Origin of the sequence: Paenibacillus chitinolyticus NBRC 15660 (assembly GCF_000739915.1) — a bacterium.
GTDB classification, from domain to species: Bacteria; Bacillota; Bacilli; order Paenibacillales; family NBRC-103111; genus Paenibacillus_F; species Paenibacillus_F chitinolyticus.
Genome location: NZ_BBJT01000009.1, coordinates 124,953 through 151,187 on the forward strand (window position 1 = coordinate 124,953; position 26,235 = coordinate 151,187).

The 26,235-nt window shown below is 52.7% G+C and carries 23 protein-coding genes and 1 other annotated feature; of the genes, 18 read left to right on the top strand and 5 right to left on the bottom strand.

Translation table 11 applies throughout. The features are described 5' to 3' along the window. Positions 1–7: 7 nt before the first annotated feature. Positions 8–301, bottom strand: a complete 294-nt coding sequence (locus tag PCH01S_RS20740; protein ID WP_009672581.1) for a rhodanese-like domain-containing protein — start codon at positions 299–301, stop codon at positions 8–10. A gap of 131 nt (positions 302–432) precedes the next feature. Here PCH01S_RS20740 and crcB point away from each other — a divergent pair, with 131 nt between their 5' ends. From crcB to PCH01S_RS20800, 12 genes are all read left to right on the top strand, one after another. Then, positions 433–810, top strand: coding sequence for a fluoride efflux transporter CrcB (crcB, locus tag PCH01S_RS20745; RefSeq protein WP_042232616.1), 378 nt, complete (start codon positions 433–435; stop codon positions 808–810). After that, positions 807–1,166, top strand: a complete 360-nt coding sequence (locus tag PCH01S_RS20750) for a fluoride efflux transporter FluC (protein WP_042232618.1) — start codon at positions 807–809, stop codon at positions 1,164–1,166. Before crcB ends, PCH01S_RS20750 begins: the two co-directional genes overlap by 4 nt. 57 nt (positions 1,167–1,223) lie before the next feature. Continuing rightward, the gene (gene aroA, locus PCH01S_RS20755; RefSeq protein WP_042232830.1) at positions 1,224–2,522 is read left to right on the top strand and encodes a 3-phosphoshikimate 1-carboxyvinyltransferase; all 1,299 of its coding nucleotides are present in this window, start codon (positions 1,224–1,226) and stop codon (positions 2,520–2,522) included. A 34-nt stretch (positions 2,523–2,556) separates the two neighbouring features. Continuing rightward, positions 2,557–3,351: a C39 family peptidase gene (locus PCH01S_RS20760; RefSeq protein ID WP_042232620.1), complete on the top strand. Its 795-nt coding sequence runs from the start codon at positions 2,557–2,559 to the stop codon at positions 3,349–3,351. Between the two features lie 52 nt (positions 3,352–3,403). Next, positions 3,404–3,829, top strand: a complete 426-nt coding sequence (locus PCH01S_RS20765) for a CoA-binding protein (protein ID WP_042232622.1) — start codon at positions 3,404–3,406, stop codon at positions 3,827–3,829. A 195-nt stretch (positions 3,830–4,024) separates the two neighbouring features. Continuing rightward, positions 4,025–4,777: a hypothetical protein gene (locus PCH01S_RS20770; RefSeq protein ID WP_042232624.1), complete on the top strand. Its 753-nt coding sequence runs from the start codon at positions 4,025–4,027 to the stop codon at positions 4,775–4,777. Positions 4,778–4,912: 135 nt separating this feature from the next. Continuing rightward, positions 4,913–6,805 (top strand): glucose PTS transporter subunit IIA, encoded by a 1,893-nt coding sequence (locus PCH01S_RS20775; protein ID WP_042232626.1) that lies wholly within the window; start codon positions 4,913–4,915, stop codon positions 6,803–6,805. Next, positions 6,798–8,528: a phosphoenolpyruvate--protein phosphotransferase gene (ptsP, locus tag PCH01S_RS20780; protein ID WP_042232629.1), complete on the top strand. Its 1,731-nt coding sequence runs from the start codon at positions 6,798–6,800 to the stop codon at positions 8,526–8,528. The genes PCH01S_RS20775 and ptsP overlap by 8 nt, the downstream gene beginning before the upstream one ends. Positions 8,529–8,559: 31 nt before the next feature. Then, the gene (locus PCH01S_RS20785; RefSeq protein WP_042232631.1) at positions 8,560–9,105 is read left to right on the top strand and encodes a type 1 glutamine amidotransferase domain-containing protein; all 546 of its coding nucleotides are present in this window, start codon (positions 8,560–8,562) and stop codon (positions 9,103–9,105) included. A 165-nt stretch (positions 9,106–9,270) separates the two neighbouring features. Further along, entirely contained in the window at positions 9,271–9,720 is a 450-nt protein-coding gene (locus PCH01S_RS20790; protein ID WP_241688716.1) for a hypothetical protein, read from the top strand. 240 nt (positions 9,721–9,960) lie between these two features. Continuing rightward, the gene (gene ccpA, locus PCH01S_RS20795; RefSeq protein WP_009672618.1) at positions 9,961–10,980 is read left to right on the top strand and encodes a catabolite control protein A; all 1,020 of its coding nucleotides are present in this window, start codon (positions 9,961–9,963) and stop codon (positions 10,978–10,980) included. A gap of 39 nt (positions 10,981–11,019) precedes the next feature. Then, complete coding sequence (locus PCH01S_RS20800) at positions 11,020–11,718, top strand: 5'-methylthioadenosine/adenosylhomocysteine nucleosidase (protein WP_042232635.1); 699 nt, start codon at positions 11,020–11,022, stop codon at positions 11,716–11,718. 159 nt (positions 11,719–11,877) lie between these two features. Here PCH01S_RS20800 and PCH01S_RS20805 read toward each other — a convergent pair whose 3' ends face one another. Together PCH01S_RS20805 and PCH01S_RS20810 are read right to left on the bottom strand one after the other, a co-directional pair. Further along, positions 11,878–13,056 (bottom strand): acetoin utilization protein AcuC, encoded by a 1,179-nt coding sequence (locus tag PCH01S_RS20805; RefSeq protein WP_042232638.1) that lies wholly within the window; start codon positions 13,054–13,056, stop codon positions 11,878–11,880. A 36-nt stretch (positions 13,057–13,092) separates the two neighbouring features. Then, positions 13,093–13,731 (bottom strand): GNAT family N-acetyltransferase, encoded by a 639-nt coding sequence (locus tag PCH01S_RS20810; RefSeq protein ID WP_042232640.1) that lies wholly within the window; start codon positions 13,729–13,731, stop codon positions 13,093–13,095. Between the two features lie 206 nt (positions 13,732–13,937). Between PCH01S_RS20810 and acsA the strand changes: the two genes are divergently transcribed. Next, a complete protein-coding gene (gene acsA / locus PCH01S_RS20815) occupies positions 13,938–15,662 on the top strand; it encodes an acetate--CoA ligase (protein ID WP_042232643.1) in 1,725 nt (574 codons plus the stop codon). 200 nt (positions 15,663–15,862) lie between these two features. Here acsA and PCH01S_RS20820 read toward each other — a convergent pair whose 3' ends face one another. Beyond that, positions 15,863–18,943 carry a transglycosylase domain-containing protein gene (locus PCH01S_RS20820; RefSeq protein ID WP_042232644.1) on the bottom strand — a complete coding sequence of 1,027 codons (3,081 nt, stop codon included), beginning with the start codon at positions 18,941–18,943 and terminating at the stop codon, positions 15,863–15,865. Between the two features lie 143 nt (positions 18,944–19,086). Then, positions 19,087–19,402, top strand: a binding site (T-box leader). Positions 19,403–19,462: 60 nt separating this feature from the next. Between PCH01S_RS20820 and tyrS the strand changes: the two genes are divergently transcribed. Further along, complete coding sequence (tyrS, locus tag PCH01S_RS20825; RefSeq protein ID WP_407670195.1) at positions 19,463–20,728, top strand: tyrosine--tRNA ligase; 1,266 nt, start codon at positions 19,463–19,465, stop codon at positions 20,726–20,728. A gap of 97 nt (positions 20,729–20,825) precedes the next feature. On the opposite strand, the gene rpsD is transcribed toward tyrS, so the two are convergent. Then, positions 20,826–21,431 carry a 30S ribosomal protein S4 gene (rpsD, locus tag PCH01S_RS20830; protein WP_042232646.1) on the bottom strand — a complete coding sequence of 202 codons (606 nt, stop codon included), beginning with the start codon at positions 21,429–21,431 and terminating at the stop codon, positions 20,826–20,828. A gap of 317 nt (positions 21,432–21,748) precedes the next feature. Between rpsD and PCH01S_RS20835 the strand changes: the two genes are divergently transcribed. From PCH01S_RS20835 to PCH01S_RS20850, 4 genes are all read left to right on the top strand, one after another. Continuing rightward, positions 21,749–23,764 (top strand): diguanylate cyclase, encoded by a 2,016-nt coding sequence (locus PCH01S_RS20835; RefSeq protein WP_042232649.1) that lies wholly within the window; start codon positions 21,749–21,751, stop codon positions 23,762–23,764. A 149-nt stretch (positions 23,765–23,913) separates the two neighbouring features. Next, positions 23,914–24,627: a TVP38/TMEM64 family protein gene (locus tag PCH01S_RS20840; RefSeq protein WP_255246861.1), complete on the top strand. Its 714-nt coding sequence runs from the start codon at positions 23,914–23,916 to the stop codon at positions 24,625–24,627. 41 nt (positions 24,628–24,668) lie between these two features. Further along, positions 24,669–25,784: an aminopeptidase gene (locus PCH01S_RS20845; protein WP_042232653.1), complete on the top strand. Its 1,116-nt coding sequence runs from the start codon at positions 24,669–24,671 to the stop codon at positions 25,782–25,784. 103 nt (positions 25,785–25,887) lie between these two features. Further along, a complete protein-coding gene (locus PCH01S_RS20850) occupies positions 25,888–26,136 on the top strand; it encodes an HPr family phosphocarrier protein (protein ID WP_042232655.1) in 249 nt (82 codons plus the stop codon). Positions 26,137–26,235 lie beyond the last annotated feature (99 nt).

A 26,235-nucleotide genomic window follows, 5' to 3' on the forward strand; every position in this document is an offset into this window, starting at 1 on the left:
GCGGGGCTTAAAGCTGTTCCCAGGCGAGCATTCCGCCCTCCATGTTTTTCAAATTCGCAAAGCCTTGGGACTCCAGGAAATCGTACGCTTTCCCGCTCCGGTTGCCGCTGCGGCAGACCAGAATGACTTCGCCTTCTTTAGGGATTTCGTGAAGACGGGTGTGAATCTCCATCAAGGGAATCGATTTGGCACCGGCAATTTGACCGGCCGCGACTTCTTCGGGCTCGCGTACGTCTATGACGCACAGCGGCTCACCCGCCGCAAGTCGGGCTTTCAATTCCGAGGGTTGAATCTTATTCATATAAAAGCACCTCCTGTAATCTCGTTTTCCCTGTAACTATACAAAACCCGGAAGCGCGGAGTCAAACCGTCTCCGTGCTTCCCCTAGACTATCTTCAAAGCAAAATACGGGACAGAATAGGTGGTTTGCCCATGAAAAGTTGGATCATCGGAACAGCCGGCGTGTTCGGAGCCCTGTCCCGTTACGGGTTATCCGTTCTCTGGAACGAAGGAACCGGTTCCTTCCCTTGGGGCACGCTGGCCTGTAACATGATCGGCTGCATGCTGCTCGGTTATTTCAGCGAGGCTCTGCTGCCGAAATGGCCACAGGAGCTGCGTACTGCCGTTATGACCGGCTTTATCGGCGCTTTCACGACTTTCTCCACCTTTAGTATGGAAACGGTCCGGATGCTTCAGGATCATCGGGTTCCCCTAGCCCTGCTGTACATTGGCGTCAGTCTGCTCGGAGGGCTCCTTGCCGTCAGTCTGGGCACGGCTGCCGCGCACCGCAGGAAGGAGAAAGCCATATGAACGCGGGCTGGATGAATGTGCTGCTGGTAGGGGCCGGAGGATTCGTCGGCTCCATCGCCAGATACAAATTAGCCGGCTGGGTTCAGAGCCGTACGGCTTCTCCGTTTCCGTTCGGCACACTGGCCGTCAACCTCACGGGTTGTTTTTTTCTGGGGTGGCTGTTCGGGCATGTGACGAATGCCGCCTTGCTTATCGGGCTGGGAACAGGCTTTACCGGCGCCTTTACGACGTTTTCCACTTTAAAGCTGGACAGCTGGAAGCTGAGAAAGAAAAAGCTTTTTAATCTGGATATGATCTATCTGGCCGTAAGCTATCTGGCCGGAATCGGCTTAGCTTTTGCCGGCTTCTACATATAAAAACAAGGCCCTACACGGACCACTCATCGACCAAAGGAGAGAACTACCATGAATTCCATGAAAGCCATTGTAAAAGCGACACCGAACCTGCAGGGAGAAATTCAGGCGCTGTCTTCCAAAAACTATACGACTCGTTACCTCCTTCTTGCGGCATTGGCTGACGGTACGAGTACGATCCACTACCCGGCTCACAGTGAAGACAGTGACGCCATGCGCCGGTGTATCCGGGATTTGGGCGCGGTTATCGAAGAAGACGAGCATAAGATGGTTATTAAGGGATTCGGCAAAAACCCTCTCCCTATCAAAGAATTAAACGTCGGCAACGCGGGAGCGGTTCTCCGTTTTCTGATGTCTACGGCAGCCCTCTGCCAAAGTGAAGTTACTTTCATTAATCAGTATCCGGAATCGCTCGGCAAGCGGCCGCATATGGATCTCATTGATACGCTGGAACAAATGAACGTCCAGGTCGAACATAATGAAGGCCGTCTGCCGATAACTATTAAAGGGGGACAACCCCGCGGAGGCAAAATTACCGTATCGGGCAGTGTAAGCTCGCAATTTTTGAGCTCCCTTCTGTTTTTGACTCCTCTGCTCCAAGAAGACAGTGAAATCGAAGTGCTTCACGATTTGAAGTCCAAAGTGATTGTCGGACAAACACTGGAAGTGCTCGAACAAGCAGGGATTCGCGTGGAAGCCAGCGAAGATCTTATGCATTACCGGATTCCCGGCAATCAATCCTATCGTGCGCAGGAGTATGTCGTGCAAGGGGATTACCCCGGATCCGCGGCGATTTTGGCGGCTGCGGCCGTCACCAACTCGGATGTTACCGTTCATCGTCTCGACGAGAACAGCCGTCAAGGCGAGAAAGCCTGCGTGGACGTTCTCCGCGCGATGGGCGTCTCGCTGACTCACAAGGATGGAATCGTGCGCGTACAAGGCACGGGCAAACTTAAAGCCGGCGAATTCGACGGCGATCATTTTACAGATGCGGTGCTTGCTATGGTAGCGGCCGCGGTGTTCGCGGAAGGCACCTCGCGTTTTTACAACGTGGAGAATCTCCGCTACAAAGAGTGCGACCGGATTACGGATTTCCTGAACGAGCTGCGCAAAGCCGGAGCCGACGTGGAAGAGCGTCAAAGCGAAATCATTGTCCACGGCCGGCCGGAAGGGCTTGAAGGAGGCGTGGAAATTAACGCGCATTATGACCATCGCGTCATTATGGCCCTGTCCGTGGCAGGGCTGAGGAGCAAGCAGGGGCTTGTTATCCGCGACGCCCACCATGTGGCCAAATCTTATCCGCAGTTTTTCGATCATATGATTTCACTCGGAGCGCACATCGAATTAACGAACGAATGAATGGGTGAATAGGATGCGCATTATTTGGAGGGGCATGAAAGTAACGTTCGGTTTCTTTCTGATCCTCGGGTTATTGTTCTCAGGCGGTTTCATGTCTGTGATGCTATATGCCAAAATAAGCGGGCAAGACGTTCAGACTGTCATGGCCATGGACGCGAAACTTGAAAAACAGCCTCCGCCTGAGCCGGAGCAGCCTCCGGCGGCGGAACAGGTTCAAGAACAGCCGAAAACGAAGGCTATGATCGATGCGCCCGTTATCGCGCAGAAACCGGAACTGCCGTCGGGCTGTGAAATTACTTCGATTGCCATGATGCTTCATTATAAAGGCATCAAACTGGATAAGATGCAGCTGTACGACGAAATGCCGAAGGACCCGACTCCTATCGTCTGGAACAAAGACGGGACCATTGCCTCGTGGGGACACCCGAACATTGGTTACGTAGGAGACGGCACCGGGAAGTCTAAAGGCTTCGGCATTTACCACAAGGCGCTGTTTCCGCTGTTGAAGTCGTATATTCCTTCTGCCGTAGATATAACGGGCGAATCTTTTGACGTGTATGAAAAACAAATCGCAAACGGCCGCCCGGTTGTCGTTTGGACGACCATCGGTTTCACGATGCCGACCCGCTGGTCCGAATGGAATACCTCCATCGGTCCGATCCGCGCGACATTTTCCGAGCATGCGGTATTGATGGTCGGGTACGACGAGACGTCCGTTTACGTGAACGACCCGTGGACGGGCAGCAAAAATGTCCGGCTGGATAAAAAGCTGTTCATCGACATCTGGGAAGCGATGGGCAAGCAAGGCTTGTCCTACACGGCTGATTAAGAACAGACAACGGACAATGCCGGTTCTTTAAATTACGAAAGGGAGTGTTCTCATGCCTTTTGAAAATCCGTCCAGAGACGAAATCAAAACCTTGCTGGCTTCAGCCGGCCCCATTGCCGTAGTAGGTTTGTCCGATAACCCGGAAAGGGTGTCGCACATGGTATCGGCAGCCATGAAATCCCGCGGATACGAGATTATTCCGGTTAATCCGAATGCGGATGTCATTTTGGGCGGCAAAAGCTATGCCAGCCTATCCGATATTCCCGGTAATGTGGATATCGTCAATGTGTTTCGCAGAAGCGACCAGGTTGTGCCGATCGCGGAGGAAGCGGTCCGCAAGGGAGCCAAAGTTCTTTGGCTGCAGCAGGGCGTTTATAATGAAGAAGCGGCTGAGATTGCGCAACGCGGCGGCTTGAAGGTCGTCATGGACCGCTGCATCAAGGTGGAAGATGCGATTTTGAATCCGAGAGGCAACTGAACCGGTACGATACAGCCGCTAAAAATAGCATTACCCGACTAAGGCGCAGGCTTTAGTCGGGTTTTATTTTTTCAGAAAAAAATATTTCGGGAAGGTTCATAATTTCAGCGGCTCCTGCAAACAATAGGGGAGGCTTCAGAACAAGGAAAGACTTGTCTGGAAGACTCATCAATTTCCTTAAAGGAGGAACTCCGCATGTACAACCAGTATCAAAATCAAGCCGGTATCGGCTCCCAGTCCCAATACCAAAACAAGTTCCAGCCGACCGGTTATGTTCAATCTTCGTACGGTCAGAACCAGTACCAGAATTCCCAGCAATACGGCAGCTACCAAAACCCGCAATCGTTCCACACGGCTAACTACCGCGGCAACCAACCGGGTCATGACAGCTACCTGCGCTCGGATTCCCAAAATCCGGCCCAACAACAAGGTTTCGGACAAGCTTCCCAGGGCCTGACTCAATCCTATGGTTCCCAAGCTTACGGCAACCAAGGAAACCAATTCTACACGAGCCAACAACAAAGCTACGGACAATTCGCTGCCCCTCAGTCTTACCACACGGCTAACTACCGTGGCGATCAGCCGGGACACGACAACTACCTGCGTTCGGATTCCGAGTCTCCGTCCCAACAAGGCTACGGCCAAGCTTCTTACGGGCTGAGCCAATCCGTTGTCGGCCAAGGCTACGGCTCCCAAAATTACGGTTCCCAATCCTACGGTCAATCGTATGGCCAAGGCTACGGCACACAAAGCTACAGTCAATCCGCCTCCCCGCAGTCTTACCATACGGCTAGCTACCGCGGCGACCAGCCGGCCCATGACAGCTACCTGACTTCGGATTCCCAAACTCCGGCTCAGCAGCAGATCGGCGGTTACTCCAGCAGCGTAGGTTCCGCTCAATCCGGCCGTTTCAACACGGGCATTCCGTACACGACAGGTACGTTTTAATTAAAGGCTGACGATGGCTTACAGCATCGTCATGCCGCTTTATGCCGTCAAGCGGGTCTTCGGACCCGCTTATTTGTTTTTGACAAAAAGTGCGGCAGCCATTAGGATCGAAATAGAGAGGAGGCAGGGCTTAAGTTGAACTGGATGGGAAATTTGCAGCAATTCGGGCGTTCTTTAATGCTTCCGATGATTACGCTCCCTGTTGCCGCAGTACTTATAAGACTGGGAATCCTGCCATGGGATAGTTTGGGGGCGGCATGGCTCGGCGATATGATGCTGCTTGCGGGTCATACCATTTTTACATATTTGCCGCTTGTATTCGCGGTGGGCGTTGCTCTCGGTTTGACGGAGAATGCGGGTATTGCCGGACTTTCCGCGCTGATGAGCTACTTTTTATTCACCGTATTGACCCAGCATCAGCTGGGCGAAACGTTTCAACTGGGGGTCGCGGGAGGAATCCTGATCGGTCTGCTGTCGGCGGTCGCGTACCACCGGTGCAAGCGGATCCAGCTCCCCGAATACGTACAGTTTTTCGGAGGCCCGCGGATGGTTCCGCTTATTATGGGAGTCGTTACGCTCGTCCTGTCCATCCTGATGATCAAGCTGGGCCCCGTCCTGGAGAACGGGATGGAGCAGTTGACGGCATGGGTTCTCAGCCTCGGCGGATTCGGTGCTTTTTTGTATGGCATCGCGCACCGTCTTCTTGTGCCTTCCGGGCTTCATTATATCCTGAACAATTTCTTCTGGTTTCAACTGGGCGCTTACAAAGAACCGAACGGTGATATGGTTTATGGCGATCTGCCCCGTTTCTTCGCGGGTGATCCGACGGCCGGGGCCTACATGGCCGGATTGTATCCGATTATGATGTTCGCGCTTCCCGCCATTGCTTTCGCCATTATCCACGAGGCAAGGGAAGATTTGAAGCCTCATGTCCGAGTTACTTTTATGACGGCGGCACTGACTTCTTTCCTGACCGGCGTCACGGAGCCGATTGAGTTTGCCTTTCTGTTCGTCGCTCCTTACTTGTTCGTGATTCATGCCATTTTATCCGGCTTTGCCATGTGGATCGCGTATGCGCTGAATATTTCGCATGGCTTCTCTTATTCCGCCGGAGCTATCGATTTTGTCATTAACGAGCATTTGTCGCGCAACGGATGGATGCTTATTCCGATCGGACTTGTGTTCGGAGCGGTGTACTATGTCATGTTCAGGTACGCCATCCGGCGTTACCGCATTCCGACCCCGGGGCGGGAGGAAGGTTCATCGCTCGAAGAATGGGCAGGCGACATCCCTTACCGGGCGCCGCTTATCGTCCAAGCGCTTGGGGGCAAGGGGAATATCAAAAAAATCGAAGCCTGCATCACGCGGCTGAGATTGACGCTTGAATCCGACCGCCTCATGGATATCGCCGCACTGAAGCACCTTGGAGCGGCCGGAGTCATTCGCTTAGGCGGCGGCAACGTGCAGGTCGTTTTCGGCACATTCTCCGAATTGATCCGGGAAGAAATCATGAAGCTGCTGCGCAAAGACATCCAGCTTGTGCTCTTCAGTTCCCCGATGGCGGGAAGAATGATTCCGCTGGAGGACGTGCCGGACCGCATTTTCGCGGGAAAAATTGTCGGCAACGGGGTTGCTTTCATACCGGACAAAGGGGAGCTGCTGTCGCCGGTAGCGGGTAAAATCATGCACGTTTATCCGACGATGCATGCGCTCGGGATTCAGACAGAGGAAGGACTTGAAGTTCTGCTGCACATCGGCATCGACACATCCACATTAACCGGAAATTTCTTCGAGGCTCAGGTACGGCCCGGAGACGAGGTGGAGGCGGGGCAACTGCTGATCCGTTTTAACTACAGTCAGTTGAAGAAGCACGCCAAATCGCTGGCCACCCCTATGGTGATTACCAATTCGGACCGTGTCAAATCATGGAGTTTTGCCCCCTATAAATCCGTTAAAAAAGGGCAGGCGTCCGTGATGTCCGTTGTGCTGAAAAAACCGGAACAGAGCGGAGGGACTTCAAATGTTTAAAGGGATAGGAGCTTCATCGGGGATCGCCATGGGTCCCGCTTACGTGATCCCCGCCTGGGATTGGGAGTTCCCGGATAAGATGGTGGACGCCACCGATTTGTCGTTTGAATTCGAACGGCTGTATGACGGGATCCGTTCGTCCAAAGACGAATTGGAACATATAAAACAAGAGATCCGGGACGTCCTGGGCCAGGAGCAGTCGTACATTTTCGACGCTCATCTGGCGATTTTGGAAGATCCCGTGTTTATGAACGAAATTCAGGGTATCATCAGCCGGCAGTACAAAGCCGCAGAGGTGGCCGTCAAAGAAGTGATCGACAAATTCGTCGAAATGTTCGACGTATTGGACGATGACTATATGAAAGAACGGGCCATGGACATTAAAGACGTAGGCAACCGTCTTCTGAAGCATCTGCTGGGCAGCGGGGACGATACTCCGCCGCCGACGGATCATTCCTACGTACTCGTGGCGAAGGAACTTACCCCTTCCCAACTGGTGCATCTGGACCCGGCCCGCGTGCTGGGCATCGTCACAATGATGGGCGGACTGACCTCGCACACGTCGATTATGAGCCGCGCGATGGGAATTCCGTTCGTGCTGGGGCTGGAAGGCAAGCTTATCCGGCCTATTCAGAACGGCGACTTGATGATTGTGGACGGCGAGGAAGGGATCGTCTACGTGAACCCGGACAGCGGCACCGTGGAGCTGTACGAGTCGCGCAAGACGGATTGGCTCATGCACCGCGAGCGGCTGCAGGAAATCGCCCACGTCCCGTCCATGACTCAGGACCGCAAGCAGGTCCGGCTGGCGGCGAATATCAGCTCGATCAAAGAAATCGACCAGGTGCTCAAAAACGGTGCTGTCGGAGTCGGTTTATTCCGCTCGGAATTTCTCTACATGGACCGGGACTCACTGCCGGATGAAGAGGAGCAGACCGAGGTGTATAAGCAGGCGGCGGTCAAGCTGGACGGCAGGCCGCTCATCATCCGCACGCTGGATATCGGCGGAGACAAGAAGCTGGATTACCTTCCGCTTCAGGTGGAGGAGAATCCGGCGCTGGGATGCCGGGCTATCCGGATCTCGCTGGATCGCCGCGAACTGTTCAAAACCCAGCTTCGCGCGATTTTGCGGGCCTCGCACTTTGGTCAAGTAAAGCTGATGTACCCGATGATCTCCTCGCTGGGCGAGCTTAGAGAGGCTAACGCTCTGCTGGCGGAAGCCAAGCAGGAACTGAAAAGCCGGGGTAAGCCGTTTAACCCCGACATTGAGGTCGGCTTGACGATTGAAGTGCCGGGCGCGGCCCTGATTGCCGACGTTCTGGCCAAAGAAGTTGATTTCTTCAGCATCGGAACCAACGATCTGATCCAGTTCGTTTTGGCGGTGGACCGGATGAACGACAGCATCGCCCATTTGTACAATCCGTATCATCCCGCCGTAATCCGGCTGCTGAAGCTGACCATTGATGCGGCCAAGGCGGCCGGTATACCCGTTGCCGTATGCGGGGAGTTCGCCGGAGATATCCGCGCGCTGCCTCTTTGGCTGGGGCTGGGCATCGAGGAGCTGAGCATGTCCGTCCAGCTTATTCTTCCGATCAAGCATCGTCTGCTGACGAGCAATCACGCCGAGTGCGAACGCCTGCTTCAGGAAGTCCTGCAGTGCGGCACCAGCGAAGAGATCGAGCAGGTGCTCCGGCAGGCGGATTCCAGGTCGAGCGCTTCTTAACCTATTCTCACTAAACCAGGAGGGATTTACTATGACCGTACAGGATTTGAAAGGCCAGCGCATACTGGCGTTTGTCGATGAGGAATTCGAGGATCTGGAAATGTGGTACCCCGTTCTTCGTTTGCGGGAAGCGGGAGCAGTCGTCGATATCGCAGGGCCCAAAGCCCGCGAAATTTATCACGGCAAATACGGCGTGCCGATTACGACGGATGTCGCCTTCGGAGACGTAAGCGCGGCCGATTATGACGGGCTGTACGTGCCTGGCGGCTGGGCGCCCGATAAACTGCGCAGATATGCCGACGTTCTGCGGTTTACCCGCGAAATTCATGAGGCGCAAAAACCGATTGCGCAGATTTGTCACGCGGGCTGGGTTTTGATTTCGGCCAAAATCGTGGAAGGCTATACGATGACCTCTACACCGGGCATCCGGGACGATCTTGAAAACGCCGGAGCGATCTGGGTGGACGAGGAAGCCGTGGTCGACCGCAATATCGTTTCGGGGCGGCGTCCTCCGGACCTGCCCGCTTTTATGAAAGCTTTTATCGAGGTATTGATTCAGAAAAAGGCCACAAATTAACGGTAGGCACAGAGATAACGCTGCCTTCAAAAATAAATGAAATTTTCAAAAAAAAGGGAATATGTGACAGGCCTTGAAAAGCAGGAATATCATTCACCCGGATAGAAGTAGCTAAGTAAGACGAAGACAGCAAGTTTCAATCGGCTGCTAGAGGAGTGAGTGATTATGATGCAAAAAGGGTACTGCTGCGGACAACCGATTCATTTATGCTTGAGAACCGTCGTGTTTAAACAAAAGGTAGAGATTGAAAACGTACCCATCTACTCATGTGAAGCATGCGGCAAAAGCGTTGTTTATTCGAGCGTAAAACCTAAAGTTACGGAATTGATCGATACGCTCGGCCCGAAACCGGAAAAGCAGATCCTGCGGTTCGAAGACGTGTCCGAAATCGCCTGCCTCATTGTCCGGCTCGCTTGTTCCTCCGAGGATGGGTACGGATTTAAGCAGGCCGTTGAGGAAAGAGTCAATGAATTGCTGGATCTGCTGCTTCTGGCTACCTCTGTCGGGGATATGGGCTGGGCGGGGGAGATCCGCAGCAGGCTGGCTCAAATCAGCGAGCATATGCTGTCGGACGACCGGCTGCAGGAAGCTTTTGCGGATAGGACTTGCGGCTGATTGCAGGCAGTGACCTTCCTTACATCCCCATCCGCCGGATGCGCTTGGATAGGATTGCGGTTGATTACTTAGCCAACTTGAACGATGAGGCTTCCCGCGAAAGCGGGTATGAACATCGTTGAGTTGGCTTTCATGCGTATTTTTTGCTACTATTAGGTGTGAAAGTGTTTTAATTGCGAAAAGGGAAATAATGTCGTATGATAGTCTGTAATATGGCAAGGACGACGAATATTTGAATAAATGGAGAGAGTGACCGTGACCGTTACTATTTATGACGTAGCAAGAGAAGCAGGAGTATCGATGGCCACGGTTTCGCGTGTCGTCAACAATAACCCGAACGTGAAGCCGCAGACAAGGAAGAAAGTATTCGAAGCAATCGAACGGCTCGGTTATCGCCCCAATGCTGTTGCCCGGGGTCTTGCATCGAAGAAAACAACGACAGTCGGCGTGGTTATCCCTGATATTTCAAACTCGATTTTTGCGGAAGTGGCGCGTGGAATCGAAGACATTGCGAACATGTATCATTACAATATTATTTTGAGCAACGCCGACAAGAAGAAAGAGAAAGAAATCCGCGTCATCAACACGCTGCTGGAGAAGCAGGTGGACGGGCTTCTCTTTATGGGCGGCGTCGTGACGGAAGATCATATCAATGCGTTCCGGACTTCTTCCGTTCCGGTTGTGCTCTGCGGTACGGCCGACGAGCAGAACGTAATGCCGTCCGTCGATATCGATCACGAGAAAGCGGCTTACGATGCCGTGCAGCTTCTGATCGAGAGCGGCCACCGTACGATCGCCATGATCTCCGGACCTCTTCAAGATCCGGCTAACGGCTTTGCGCGCTACCAGGGCTACAAGAAGGCGCTGGAGCATGCAGGCATCGAAGTGAACGAAGATTACGTAAGACTGGGCAATTACCGGTATGAATCGGGAATCGATGCGACGGATTATTTCCTGAAGCTGCCGACGCGCCCGACCGCTATTTTCTCGGCGACGGACGAAATGGCGATCGGCGCCATTCACAAAATTCAGGACGAAGGGCTTTCCGTACCGAAGGATATTTCCGTGATGAGTATCGATAATATCCGGATGGCTTCTATGGTGCGTCCTCAATTAACGACGGTGGCGCAGCCTATGTACGATATCGGCGCGGTGTCCATGCGTCTACTTACGAAATTGATGAACAAGGAAACGATGGAACTTACTCAAGTCGTTCTCCCGCATGAAATCATTAAGCGCAGCTCAGTGGCTCCTCGTTGAGCCGCTTTTTGTTGAGCGGAAAGTAGAGGCTACATTAGGATGATAAATAAAATCGGTCTGATCGGCGCCATGAATGAAGAAATCGAACTGCTTGTCGGCGGGATGAGCGGCGTAACCGAAACGAACAAAGCCGGCATTACATACAGGGAAGGCCAGTTTGAAGGCAAATCCGTTGTGGTTTGTAAATCGGGAGTAGGCAAGGTGAACGCCGCCGTCTGCACGCAGATTCTGATTGACAGCTTCGGTGTTGATGCCGTGCTGTTTACAGGCGTTGCCGGAGCGCTGGATCCGGAGCTGAATATTGGCGATATCGTCATCTCCACAACCTGCATGCAGCATGACATGGATGTGACGCCCCTTGGCTTCCCGCGCGGAGTCATTCCTTACGAGGAAGTCTCGGTCTTCAAGGCGGACCCTCAGCTGGTGAAATTGGCGGATGAGGCAAGCCGGGAGCTGTTCCAGGGAAGAACGAAGCAAGGACTCGTCCTGTCCGGGGACCAATTCGTCGCTTCGCGCGACAAAGTGGCGGAGCTTCACCAGGAGCTCGGCGGGACCTGCACGGAGATGGAAGGTGCGGCCGTGGCGCAGGTTTGTTCCATGAACAAAGTTCCGTTCGTCGTGATCCGGTCCATGTCCGATAAAGCGGACGGCTCGGCGCACGTTAATTTCGCGGAATTTACCAAGCAGGCTTCCGAAAATTCGCACCGGATCATTGAACATATGGTGCGTTCGTTATAATGGACGGATAGGCATATGAAGAAGGCTGGCCGGTTTTAAACCGGTCAGCCTTTTTTGTTCCAACGGATTTGAAAGAAATTTCGTCTGGCATGCACGCAGCAGTGGAGATATCACCCATGTACGGAAGCAAACTGAATTAAAAAACCGCGGGGATCGCGCTCACTTTAAATAAAGCAGAGCGATCTCCACGGTTTTCTTGTTTTTCTCGGTAATGATTTCCCTGCGCGGGATCGGTTCCCAATCCGCCACGTCATCTAGCCAAGTGGCCGGTAGCCTGACGGGGCTTCCGGGCTGCTGCTCGGCAACCCACGCCGCCGGCAGGGGAAGGAGTGGATTGCTCTCCAGCTCCTGTAGCAGCGGGTGCCCGGTCATGACCAGCCAGACCAGGCTCCAGGCACGCGGAACGACCCTGTAGATGTCGTAGCCTCCGCCGCCGAGCGCAACCCAGCGGCCGTCACACCACTTGTCGGCCAGCTCGCGGATTAGCTCGGGCATTCTTTTGTAGATCCGCATGGAACAGTGTACATGGGCCAGCGGATCAAGGGCATGCGCGTCGCAGCCGTGCTGAGACACGATGATATCGGGCTTGAAACGCTCAATCAGCGGCACCAGAACCGCTTCAAAGCTTTCAAGCCAGGAGTCGTCTTCGGTGTACGGCTCCACCGGAACATTCACGCAGGTGCCGAACGCTTCGCCCTCGCCCCGCTCCGTCACATCTCCCGTCCCGGGAAATAAATATTTCCCGGTTTCGTGGATGGAGAACGTGCATACGCGCGGATCGGTGTAAAAGCTCCATTGAACGCCGTCGCCATGGTGGACATCCGTGTCGATGTACAGAACCCTCGCGTTGTAATGCTCGGTAAGATGGGCAATGGCGGCGGAAGCGTCGTTATAGACGCAGAAGCCGGCTCCCTTGCTCTGCAGAGCGTGGTGCAGGCCGCCGCCCAGATGGAACGCCCGCTTCGCTCTGCCTGACATTACGGTATCGGCAGCCGTTATGGAACCGCCGACTATCATCGAGGTGACGTCATGCATCCAGGCGAAATAGGGCGTTTCCTCCGTGTCCAATCCGTACTTGGCCGCGCTGTTCACCCAATCAAGCGAAGGGGAGAGTTCGCTAAGCGCTTTCACGGCATCGATATAAGCGGGTTGATGGACGCGGAGAAGCTCGTCATCCGTGGCTACGCGGGGAGTGACGATTTCGGAGTCGTTCAGAGCTCCGGCCTTTCTGAGTAGGTCAATCGTGAGCAGCAGTCTTTTCGGATTAAAAGGATGTTCCTCGTTGAACTTGTAGGTCGCTTCATGCTCGTTAAATACAAAAACCGATTCGTTCTTCATCTCGAGCTGTTCCTCCCGTAATCCAGGAAATGGTTCTTAATACATGAACCGTTGTTGAAAGCGGATGCGGTCGAACTGCTCGACGGAAGCCAGTGGAACTTTGCTTCCGATGCGAACCATCAGGCAGTTGGCCGGGTGCGAACATATTTCCGGATCGTCGGTGGCAAACCACACCATATCTACGCATTTCATCAGGTTTTCCATCATTTTGCGGTAATCCCACACACTGAGCCCGCTGCTTTCCAGGTCCCAATGCCAATAATATTCGGTCGTGAACGTAATGACGTTCTCCAACTGTCCGTCCGTAAAGGCGAGCCGGATCATCTTTTTGCCGAGTCCGAGATCCCGGTAGCTGTTGGCGACTTCGATCGCCCCGAGTTCAATCAAGTCAGGCATATTGCCTTGTGACCAGCGTTCGATTTCATCGGGATAATGGAAGGTGACATAGCCTACAATCCAGTCCCCGGTACGGGCGATAATAATGCGGCCCTCGGGCAGCTCCGCGATTTCGATCAGGGCTTCATGCTGGTCTTTCGGCTTGCGGAAAGCATCCAGATCGGCATGCATCTGAAGGCCGCGCAGGTGATCGGGGGATACGGGACCCTCCACGGTGATCTCCGCATCCAGGCCAGGCGGCAAGAAAGAGTGCGAATGATAAATTTTTTTATGGTCCATGAGAGGGAGTCTCCTTAAAAGCGGCGTCGGTAACGCAGTTCTCTCTATACTCTCTTATATCACATTTTTCGGCAAATTGAAAAGCAATAGGCAAACATAACCTGCTGTGATATAATATACATGGTGAAAAGTGCGCTTTTCTTCCTGTCAGGCACAAAGCATTCAAAAAAGATTGAAAGCGTTTCAATTGTCGGGAGGTAGGAGAAATGAACCAATTAAAAGGTGAAGTAGTAGATGCAGTTTCACAAAACGGCAACCTAGGCGATTACGAAAAAGCCCGGGAATCGTTCAATTGGGAACAGATAGAATCCAATTTTTCCTGGTTCGATACAGGTAAAGTGAACATGGCTTACGAAGCGATCGACCGCCATGCCGAATCTTCCAGAAAAGACAAAGTCGCCCTCTATTATAGCGATCAGAAGAGAGACGAGTCCTATACCTTCTCTCAATTGAAAACGACATCCAATCAATTCGGGAACGTGCTCCGCAAGCTTGGTGTGAATAAGGGAGACCGTTTCTTTATTTTCATGCCGCGTACTCCGGAACTGTATATGGCGCTTCTCGGGGCCATCAAGATCGGTGCGGTAGTCGGACCGCTCTTCGAAGCATTCATGGAAATGGCGGTACGCGACCGTCTGCACGACAGCGAAGCTGTCGCCATTATTACGACACCCGCACTCGTACACCGTATCCCAACGGCCGAGCTGCCTAATCTGAAGCATGTTATTGTCGTTGGCGAAGATCTTGAACTGCAGGAAGGCCAAGTGGATTTCCACAAGGAAATGGCGCAGGCGTCCGAAGAACTCGACATCGAGTGGGTAGACCGTGAAGACGGATTGATTCTGCATTACACATCCGGTTCTACAGGCAAGCCTAAAGGCGTTTTCCATGTGCATAACGCCATGGTTCAGCATTACTATACGGGCAATATTGTCCTTGATCTTAAAGAAGACGATGTGTACTGGTGTACGGCCGATCCAGGTTGGGTTACCGGCACATCTTACGGTATTTTCGCCCCTTGGCTTAACGGAGCTACGAACGTAATCCGCGGCGGACGTTTCAGTCCGCAGGACTGGTATAATACGATTCAGAAATACGGAGTGACCGTCTGGTACAGCGCTCCGACCGCTTTCCGCATGCTGATGGGTGCCGGAGACGATGTGGTCCACCAGTTTGATCTGTCCTCGCTCCGTCATGTACTGAGCGTAGGGGAGCCTCTTAACCCGGAGGTCGTACGTTGGGGTCTGAAAGTATATGGCCAGCGTATTCACGACACCTGGTGGATGACCGAAACAGGCGGCCAGCTCATCTGTAACTACCCGAGCATGCCGATCAAGCCGGGTTCCATGGGACGTCCGATTCCAGGGGTGGAAGCTGCCATTATCGATGACAGCGGCAATGTTCTTCCGCCAAACCGGATGGGCAACCTAGCGGTCAAAACGCCTTGGCCGTCCATGATGCGCAAAATTTGGAACAACCCTGCCAAATACGAAGAGTATTTCAGAATAACCGGCTGGTATATATCCGGGGACTCCGCTTACATGGATGAGGATGGCTACTTCTGGTTCCAGGGCCGTATCGACGACGTTATTAACACCGCGGGCGAGCGGGTAGGTCCGTTTGAGGTAGAAAGCAAACTGGTCGAGCATCCGGCCGTTGCGGAAGCGGGTGTTATCGGCAAGCCGGATCCGATGCGCGGCGAGATTATCAAAGCGTTCATCGCGCTTCGCGAAGGGTTCGAGCCATCCGATGAACTTAAAGCGGACATCGCCAAGTTTGTAAAAGAAGGTTTGTCTGCGCACGCATCTCCTCGCGAGATCGAGTTTAAAGACAAACTTCCTAAAACGCGCAGCGGTAAAATCATGCGCCGCGTGCTCAAAGCTTGGGAACTTAACCTGCCGACAGGCGACCTGTCGACGATTGAAGATTAAAAAAGGAAAGAGCGGCCTGACGGCCGCTCTTTTTTGCTCTACAATTGTTCTTTTTCATGGGTTCGGTTTCCGTTCCTATGCAAGTTCTGCGATTTTCGCTTGATAGATAAGCTAAAAGAAAAGCCCGGAGCTGCCAAGCAATCAAGCTTAGCAGCCTCGCGGGCTTTTCTTTTAACATTTATCCGGCGCGTTCAACGGATTTAACGAGCCGCATATTTTACCGCGGAAGACAACCGAGATTCTCCGGCATCGTTCACGGCCGACACTTTGTAATACCCGTCATGTTTTACGGACGAGTTTGCATATTCGGCAGAGAGAGCGGCATCGATCTTTTTGTAACTTCCATCCGCTTTCTCGGCATAATAGACATTATAGCGTTTAACTTTATCTTTGGAAGAATTCTCGTTCCATTGCAGCTTTAATCCGCTGCCGCTGCTTTTCACGCTCAGTCCTGTAGGAGAGGACGGTGTCTGCTTGGTTTCCGATTCCTGGTCGGAGCCGCCGTTCCCTCCGTTTTGGCTGCCTCCGTCTCCCGGAACTAATCCGGAGTCAACGGAGGAGCCGGAGCCCGTCGAAGAGGCTTTTCCGGGAGCGGATTCCCGTCCGGCTACGTCAACCGCGGTGACATAGTAGGACTGGGCGGATGAGGGGCTCACGCTATCCGTGAACTTGCTGTCGCTTCCGGTCATGACGACCTTGCCATTCTGCCGGATATAAGGACCGCCGTTGTCCGAACGGTACAGCCGGTAGCCGACTACATCGTTGTTCCCGCTTGGCTGGAACGTGATGACCACGGTGCCGCCCGATTTGGTTGCCGCCACTTTCGAAGGAGGATTCGGATCGCTTCCGTCATCCTTGCGCGGGTCGATCTCGGAAGGCGCGTCCTCGTCGTAGTCCTTAGGCTTGTAGAAGCTGAGCGGACGGCGGTTCTTGGCCGGAAGTTTGTTAAGAACCGCAGAAAGCTCTTTCAGCAGGGAATTAACTGACTTCTCGCGGACAATAACAACTTTCGATTTTACCATATCGCCCGGAGTCTGATCTTGCGCAATATAGTTAATGCCGTTGTATTCGATCGTACTCATGGATTTCATCGAGTTATCGACGGTTTTAGGAATGTATTTACGGTTAAACCAATCCGTCACCACGTGTCCGGACTGCCGGTTCAAATCGCTCGGAAGTTTGCCGGACACGTCGGATACGGTCGCCTGAACGACCGTGGAAGGCCGATTAAACGAGGTGTCCGGGAACAGCTCGGGTTTCTTCTCGACGGCGGTGTTCATAATGAGCGACCACATGTTCATGGCGCGCTGAGTCCCGGCTTTACTGAGCTTATTCACCGGAAGCTCGTAACCCGCCCACACACCGACCGTAATGTTCGGAGTATACCCCATGAACCAGGCGTCGGCATCGTCCTGCGTAGAGCCGGTTTTACCGACCACCGGTATTTTGCCGTAAAACTTAAAGCTTTTCTTGATACTTGTCGCCGTTCCTTCTGTAATAACGGTTCTCATCATGTCCGTAATCAGGTAGGCTGTCTCCTCGGAGAAGACACGCGTCGGCTTCATTTCGTGCTCATAAATTACTTTGCCGGTCGAATCCGTAATTTTCCGGATCATAAACGCTTCGTTGTACAGTCCTTTGTTGGACATGGCCGCATAAGCGCCGGTCATATCCTTAACGGTCACGCCGTATTTAAGACCGCCGATTACGCCCGTTTGAGCGTTATAATCGTCTTTTTCAATCGTGGTAATCCCCAGTTTCTTGGCGAACGTCCAAGCTTCCTTAATTCCGACGGTGTCCGTGAACAGCTTGATCGCCGGGATGTTGTAGGATTGGTTCAACGCCTTGCGGGCCGTGATCAGTCCGCTGTACTTGTGGTTCCAGTTCTCGGGAATGTGATAGCCTCTCGCTCCGTCTTTCAAAATTACGGGCGAATCGTCGATAACGCTGGCCGGCTGGATTTTGCCGGATTCCATGGCGGGAATGTATGCCGCAATCGGCTTCATCGTGGAACCCGGCTGCCTGACGGCCTGGACCGCGTTGTTCATCTGCGATTTGTTGAAATCGCGACCTTCGATCATCCCGAGAACGGCGCCCGTTTTGCTGTCCATCATGACCGCTCCGACTTGTTCCTCGCCTTTTTTGGAATCGGTCGGGGAATAGTTCTTCGCTTCTTTGCCGATCGTCTGCATGGAGTCATAGATCGTTTTGTCTATGCTCGTGTAAATTTGATAGCCGCCGCGCAGAAGCTGGGTATGCATAGCCTTGGATGCTTCGCTGTAAGCGGCCGCGTCTTTTTCGGGATCAAGGTCCGGATGCTCCTGTTTAAGAAGCAGCTTGACGGCTTCTTTCTCGGCTTCAATCATGAGATAGGGGTAGCTGGCATATGCTTTTTGCTGGCGCTTGGCAAGAGAAGCTTCAATATCGAAGGCGAGTGCCTCGTTGTACTGCGCTTCGTTTATTTTGTTTTCCTCGCGCATCCGCTTCAGCACAAGTTTCTGGCGTGCAATCGCGTTTTTGAGTCCCGTCGGATTGGGCGCGCCGCTGCTCGTGTATGCCGAGTAGTTGCTCGGCTGCTGGGGAAGGCCGGCAAGGTAAGCGGCCTGGGCGACATTCAGCTGATTCAGTTCGTCGATATTGAAGACGCCTTTGGCGGCCGCTTTAATGCCGAACAGGTTATAGCCCGTAGCTCCGTTTCCGTAAGGAATTTTATTTAAATAGGCCAGCAGAATCTCATCTTTGGATAAAAGTCTTTCCATCCTCAAGGACAACAGGATTTCTTTGGCTTTACGCCCGGCATCCCGGTCCAATGTCAGAAAAACGCGTCTGGTCAGCTGCTGGGTGATCGTACTCCCGCCGGTTTGTACGTCTTCGTTCAGCAGTTTCTGTGTTACGGCACGGGATAAGCCTTTCAAGTCAACCCCGTTGTGTTTGTAAAAATCGTTATCTTCAATCGCGAGCACCGCGTCGAGAACGACTTGAGGAATTTCCGCCAATTCGGCAAGCCGCCTGTCCTCTTCCGTACGAAGCTGTCCGATGACGGCATCGTCGTTAAAGTAGACAAAGCCCGTGATGGCGTTCTCTTCGATTTTTTTGCGCATTTCCTCTTTATTCCGGACGGGCTCGTTTTTGACAAGAGCGCTTACGTAGCCGAAAGCGGCGGCTCCCCCCATAATTCCGACAACAAGAAATGCCACAAACAACCACTTAACCGTATGAAAGGTGACTTTAAGCGTCTTTCGGACTCCCGGATTTTGTAAAAAAGAAAGTTTTTTTGCCATTTTACCAGGATTCCTCCTTTAATAACCGCCTCAATTATAGCACAAAGCCAAAATCTTGAATACCGCCGTGACTTTGGTCCTAAGGACGCGGATTGACACCGTTTGTTTCTTTATGATATAAATTTAGGGAACTGGATATTAATCAAAATGCGTCGATGGACTTCAGTAGCGGGAAGATGCAGGGAACAGAGAGCCGATGGCGGGTGTGAATCGGTGCCGGTCTCCTCAGCGAAATACCGTCCGGAGCAGGGATTGTGAACACGAGAGCAGCCGGCCGTATGATCGGAACGGCTTGACGACCGCCGTCTGGTCAGGATTGAGCGGAAGTTTCTTTCAGTAGCTTTCTTCCGGGATATTTCCCGTTATCCGAATGGAGTGAAAGCGCCTGCCTGGCCTTATGCCGGTGAAGGTGCTTTAATTAGGGTGGTACCGCGAGTTTAAAGCCTTCTCGTCCCTTGTGGACAGGAAGGCTTTTTGTTATGCAGCGAAAACTTCAGCAATGAGAGGGATGGAAGCAAGATGACGATGAAAGATGTATGGGAAAAGTTGTCGGCCGAGCAGAAGGCCGAAGCGGAGCGCCAGGTTGAGATCCTGCGCCGCGGAGCGGTTGAAATTGTGCCGGAGGAAGAATTGAAGCTGAAAATCGCCGAGTCCCTTGCGGACAACCGGCCGCTCAAAATCAAGCTGGGTCTGGACCCTTCCGCGCCCGATATTCATGTGGGCCACACCGTTGTGCTTCACAAGCTCCGGCAGTTCCAGGAACTGGGGCACCATGTACAGCTTCTGATCGGGGACTTCACGGGCCGTATCGGCGATCCTACGGGAAAATCCGAGACACGCAAGCAGCTGACGGAAGAAGACGTGAAGCGCAACGCGGAGACGTACAAAAAGCAGATCTTCAAGATTCTCGATCCGGAGCAAACGACCGTTTGTTACAACTCGGAATGGCTCAGCCCCCTGAATTTTGCCGATGTGGTGGAGTTGTCCGCCAAATTGACGGTTGCCCGCGTGCTGGAGCGCGACGATTTCTCCAAACGCTACACCTCCGGTCAGCCTATCCACGTGCACGAGTTTTTCTACCCGCTTATGCAAGGCTACGATTCCGTTGCGCTGAAATGCGACGTGGAGCTTGGGGGTACGGACCAGAAATTCAATCTGCTTATGGGGCGCACCCTGCAGAAGGAGTACGGCGTACCGGCCCAGGTCGCAATCATGATGCCGCTGCTTGAAGGACTCGACGGCGTAAATAAGATGAGCAAGAGCCTCGGCAACTACATCGGGATCGATGAAGCGCCTAACGAGATTTACGGCAAAGCGATGTCCGTTCCCGACGAGCTTATGCTTAAGTACTATGAGCTGGCGACGGATCTGAGCCATGACGAGCTCAGCGCGCTCCGTACGGGAATCGAAGACGGAAGCGTTCATCCCCGCGACGCCAAAATGCGGCTGGCCGCTACGTTTGTGCGCATGTACCACGGCGAGGAAGCCGCAAGTGAAGCGGAGCGCCACTTCGTCACGGTATTCCAGCAGCGTGCGCTGCCGGACGACATCGAGGAAGTCGAGCTTGCCGCAGGAGAGCTTGAGGATGGCGGAATCCGCCTGGTGAAGCTGCTCGTAACGCTGGGCCTGCAGGCGACCAACGGAGAAGCGAAGCGCAGCATTCAGCAGGGCGGTGTCCGCTTGAACGAAGAGAAAGTAACCGACCCGAACGCGTCCGTAGAAGTGAAGGACGGCGATATTCTTCAAGTAGGCAAGCGTAAATTCGCGAAAATCAAATTAGCGTAATGCACGATAAAGGCTTCCCCTTCACAACCGGGAGAAAGCACAAAAAAAGCCCCGATCCGGAGATCGGGGCTCTTTTGCGGTCGAACCTGACGGTTGACTAGGAAAGACGGTTGTAGAACTCGACGATTTGCTTCTCGTCGATCTCTTGCGGAAGCTCGGAACGCTCAGGCAGACGAACGTATTTACCTTCCAGAGCCGCTTCGTTGAATTCAACGTAAGCCGGGAGGTAGTTACGGTTAGCCAGTGCTTCTTTGATTACGGAGAGACCGCGGCTTTTTTCACGAAGACCGATCACGTCGCCGGTTTTAACCGAGTAGGAAGCGATGTCGACTTTTTTGCCGTTTACAGTCACGTGACCGTGAGCAACAAGCTGACGCGCGCCTGCACGGGAGTTGGAGAAGCCAAGACGGAATACGAGGTTGTCCAGACGGCTTTCAAGAAGCTGCATGAACGTTTCGCCTGTAATCCCTTTTTGCTTTGCAGCAAAGCTGTAAAGGTTGCGGAATTGCTTCTCGTGTACGCCGTACATGAGGCGAAGCTTTTGTTTCTCTTGAAGCTGCATGCCGTAGTTGCTCAGCTTCTTGCGTTGTCCCGGGCCGTGTTGACCTGGAGGAAACGGACGCTTGAGTTCTTTGCCGCTGCCGCTCAGAGAAATACCGAGACGACGGCTAAGTTTAAATTTAGGACCTGTATAACGTGACATATGGATGTTACCCCTCTTCAAATGTTATTTTGGATAGATGGGCAGATCACGTGATAGTTTCGCCGGCGGACGCGAAGGGCGTCCTCTGAGAAGCTTGTTCAGCCGCAGGCTAATCAGCAGCGAAGCTATAGAGGGTGAGTCACGAAAATCTCCCGACAACCTTTTGTACTCGACTATTTATTTTATGCAAAAAAAGGACTTATGTCAAGCGCAGCACTCCGTATAAACTCTTGGAAAAGATAGTGCATAACTACTAAAAATTTAGTATCATTAGGAGTATACTTCTTAATTATTCGGAAGTGGAAAAGGAGTTGTCTATGAGCGACAAACTTCACCACCCCTTACCGTACTATCCCGTCGAAAACGCGAAAAAGCTTGATGAATCAAGCCTGGAGCCCTATGTTCTTCATCTTGACAGGCAGGGCGGCGTTCTGTCGCAGCGCGACGAACTCCATCAGCTTTTCAAAGATTGGATAGGCCGGTCGGCTCGGTATCTGCGCAGTTTTAATGGTTCTTTGGAACTATTTGATTCTTTCGGTCAAAATATCGGATTTTATACCGCGGAAAATTTTTTGCACCCTCTATACCGGGACGGAACAGCATGGACGGAGGAGCTGCTCGAACGAACCGCTTTCTCGCAGTGTAAGCGCCACCAGAGACTGGTTACCGTCGACGATTCCACATATAACGAAGGGGCGCTGCGCGGCTGTGTGACCTGTGCCGCTCCGCTGTACAACCCGTCCGGAGAATGTGTCGGAACGATCGGCATCCTTGCCGGACCGGTTCAGGATCACGCCCTGCTGGAGGCGCTGCTCGAGTCTCAGATCCTGTCGCTGCAGCAGTTCAGCATGAGCGGCCATTCCGCCCGCACGGCGCTTTCCTTGTCGGGGCAGATCAACCGCAACGAGCGGGAGCTGCGCAAATGGGAAATGCTGTTCGAGATGACGAACAAGCTGCATGCGCAGATCGACGTTAATGCCGTTCTTACGGTCGTAATCGATTGCATCCAGGAGCTGTACCCGTTCGTCATGCTGGATTTGCTGCTTTCGCAGGACCATCATAACGGAGCTCTTCCATTCAAGCTTCTCCGCTACCAGAGTGGCGAGGAAGACATCTGCGCCAAGGCGTTTTTGGAAGGCGAGCTGTTCGTGTACGAAGAAAATTTGGGAGACGGAATCCGCCGCCGGGAGATTGCGGCGCCTCTTTCGGGAAATCAGGGTGTATACGGAGTTCTTCATCTTAAATATACGTGCGATACAGTCGATCCGGCGGAGCTTTCCTTTATAACTCTGCTTGCGGACGCGGCCGGCACGGCGTTCGAGAATGCGAAACTCTACGAGCATTCCAATCTGCTGGTCAACGAGCTGCGGCTCATCAACGATATGACCCAGAAGCTGACCCAAAGCTTGAGTCTTCACGAAATCTTCGATTTCGCCTGTGGAGAACTTACGGATATCTTCAAAGGAGAATTCTGTTGTATTCTTCAGAAGGAAGAAGAGAAGGAGCGGCTTGTCGTCAAAGCGAGCAACTTCAATCGGCTGCATTACGAGCATCTCGAACCGGGGACAGGCTACTCGGGGCTCGTTTACGACCGGAAGGAAGCCATCATCGTGTCGGATTACGACCCGAGATTCCACGTTTCGTCGAAACTGATGGAATTGTCGAAATCGAAATCGCTGATGGCGGCCCCGATTCTTGGAGGGGGAGAAGTGCTTGGCGTTATCCTGGTCGCTCACCGCGAGCCCCATTATTTCTCCTACGATAACTTCAAACTGCTTCAGGCGCTCTGCAGTCATATCGGTCTGGCCATCACGAATGCGACTTTGCATGCCGAGCTCCAGCGGCTGGTCATTATGGATCAGCTGACCGGCTTGTATGCGCGTCATTATTTGAATAACCAGGTACAAGAGATGCAGAAGAAAGATTTCTGCGGGTCCCTCATCGTAGTGGATATCGATTATTTTAAACAAGTGAACGATACTTACGGCCACCAGGTCGGAGACCAGATTCTTATGCAGGTCAGCGGGATTCTGGCTTCAAGTATCCGCGACACGGACATCGCTGCCCGCTGGGGCGGTGAAGAGCTGGCTGTTTATTTACCGAAAGTCGGAAAACAGCAGGCTCTCCGCGTCGCCGAAAGAATCCGGGAAAGAGTCATGAACGAGACGCGTCCGGGAGTGACCGTGTCCTGCGGGGTATCGGACTGGTTCTGGGAAGATGATAAAATCAGCGTGGAATCCCTGTTTTACAAAGCCGACATGGCCTTGTACCAGGCCAAACACGATGGCCGCAATCAAATCGTTATGGATCAAAGCCGCTCCTTCACCTCGTGAGGAGCGCTTTTTTTATGCCGGAAAGGACGGAGTCTAGTTGGAGACGCTTCGTGCGGCTCTTCCGCCGGTTAAAAGGTGACATATCGGGTAATAATGGGCCTCGCAGTTTACATCATCCCAGAAAATGTTACAATAAAAATGTCAGGAGGATGGCGAGTTTGAAATGGCTTACATTTATTCGTACCAAACGATTTATTTATGGGATGACGATCGTGCTGGTTATCATTGCCGTTCTTTCGATCCTCTATAGAAAATCGGATTGGAGACATATGGGCGCGTCTATGGAGCAATTGACTCCATGGCTTATTTCGCTTGGCATGCTGGGCAAAACTCTGGGTATAGCCTTGGTCTTTCTGCAAACTCTGTTTCCCTTCGTACCGTTCGTGATCATAGCGGGCGCCAATGTCGCGCTGTTCGGAATCAAGTGGGGTTTTGTGGTGAATTACGTCATGTCGGTGCTCAGCAGTGTGACGGCGTTTATTATCGCCCGCTATTTTGCCCATGACTGGGTCGAAAGAAAACTGAGCTCCAAACCGCTTGTGCAGCAGTTCAACAAGAAGCTGGAGCATCACGGTTTTTTGTACATCCTAATGGGGAGGCTAATTCCCGTCATTCCATCATCAGCCATCAGCTTTGGAGCCGGTGTTACTTCGGTAACGTTTCGCCAGTTCGTACTGGGGACGACGATCGGTAAAATTCCGATGGTGCTGCTGGAGTCCCTGATTGCCCATGATTTGTTTCATTTCAAAGCGTATAAGGGCCGATTATTCGTTCTGCTTGCCATTTTTGTTATTCTGATGGTACTCGGCAGTCTATTTAAAAAACGGCTGGATGCCCGGAAGCAGGACAAACCGTCCTCGTAATCCGGGAAATACATAATCATTTCAAGGAGGCAATGAAGTTCATGCGTGACCCGAGAATTCAACAACTTGCGGCCAATTTGGTCCAATATTCGCTTGATGTCAAGCCAGGAGAAAATGTGTGGATCGAGATGTACGGATCCGAACGGGAACTCGTCCGCTGCCTGATCGAAGAAGTTTATGCCCGCGGAGGCAAGCCTTACGTGGATCTGATCGACCGGCGCGTACTCGGTTCCTTGATTAAATCCGCAACGAAGGAACAAATGCAGGAATGGGGAGAAGCCGATCTTGCCCGCATGAAAAGAATGGACGGTTACATAGGAGTCAGAGCTGGAGAGAACGTGAACGAATGGGCGGATGTGCCCGAAGAGCAGATGAAACTGTACAGCCTCTACTATCAGAAGCCGGTTCATCTGGAGCAAAGAATCAAGCATACCCGCTGGGTGGTGCTCCGCTATCCGAACGCTTCCATGGCCCAACTGGCCAGCAAGAGCACGGATGCTTTCGAAGATTTCTATTTCGACGTGTGCAATCTCGACTACGGCAACATGGACGCGGCGATGGATCCGCTGAAGGCTTTGATGGAGCGGACCGATAAGGTGCGGCTGGTCGCGCCCGGTACCGATCTGACTTTTTCGATCAAAGGAATTCCGGCAATCAAATGCTCGGGTCAAAATAACATTCCGGACGGGGAATGCTTCACGGCGCCTGTCCGCGATTCCGTTAACGGGACGATTACGTTCAATACGCCTTCGATTCAGTCGGGCGTTACGTTCGACAACATCTCGTTCCACTTCGAGAACGGCAAGATTGTGGAAGCGACAAGCAGCGACACGGCGCGCATTAACGAAGTTCTCGATATGGATGAAGGCGCCCGTTATATCGGAGAGTTCAGTCTGGGCTTTAACCCTTATATCCAGCATCCGATGAAAGACATTTTGTTTGATGAGAAAATCGACGGAAGCTTGCACTTCACCCCCGGACAAGCCTACGAAGAAGCGGATAACGGCAACCGTTCCTCTCTGCACTGGGATCTCGTTCTGATTCAGCGTCCGGAGTACGGCGGCGGAGAAGTGTGGTTTGACGACGTGCTGATCCGCAAAGACGGACGGTTTGTAATTCCCGAACTCGAGGGCCTTAATCCCGAAAATCTGAAATAAGCCCTTTTAGAACGTGCAATGGAAAAAGTTGTTGCGTGTAAGGGGTTTCATCGTGTAACATAGAACTATATGACGACGTTGAACCGTATAGGAGGAATGCTTCATGCCAAGTGCCAACAATGCAGCGATTGTGGAAATTTCCCAGACTGCGAATCAGTTCAGATCTTCCATCGTACTGCAATACGATAATAAGTATATTGACGTTAAAAGCATTCTGGGGCTGTTTACGACGCTTCTGAGCTCCGGCAGCTATGAGCTTCATGTTCACGGAGCGGATGCGGATGAAGCCAAGAAAGCAATGGCCGAAGTATTCGCCAAGCATCAGCTGGCCATTCAAATCGTGGAAGACTAATCCGAGAAATAAGGGCGTCCCGCATGCGGGGCGCTTTTTTTATATGGTTTGAAAAGGAAGGCAAAGGCCCTTTCTCTTGTAACTTGGCTTATTATCGTC